The sequence below is a fragment of the Bacillus cereus group sp. N14 genome (assembly GCF_016483555.1).
Lineage (GTDB): Bacteria > Bacillota > Bacilli > Bacillales > Bacillaceae_G > Bacillus_A > Bacillus_A wiedmannii.
In genome coordinates this window covers 1-275 of record NZ_JAEHBQ010000084.1, presented here as the reverse complement: position 1 = coordinate 275, position 275 = coordinate 1, and the positions used below count along the sequence as shown (strand labels likewise).

Sequence of the window (275 nt, the reverse complement as noted above, 5' to 3'; positions counted from 1 at the left end):
AATGTTATAAGGAATTGGATGAAAGAATTAAAGACATATATTCCTTTAGAGAAAAATGAGTCAGGTTACAATATTTTTGATGAAAAAGCTCTTGAGCAAATGAAGATAGTTAAGCAATTACATCGAGAACAGAATTATTCAATAAAGCAAATTGAACATTATTTTGCTACAGGTGGAGAGAGTATAAAACTTGTTCCTAGTAAAGAAGCTGGAGAGATTTTAGCTGAAGAATTAAAAGCATTAAAAAATGAAGTTAGTAAACTTAGAGAATATAG

General features: G+C 28.4%; 1 protein-coding gene. It reads left to right on the top strand.

The window, feature by feature from the left end:
- On the top strand, window positions 1–275 hold a 275-nt coding region (locus tag JDS82_RS29180), incomplete at both ends, for a MerR family transcriptional regulator (RefSeq protein ID WP_199714333.1).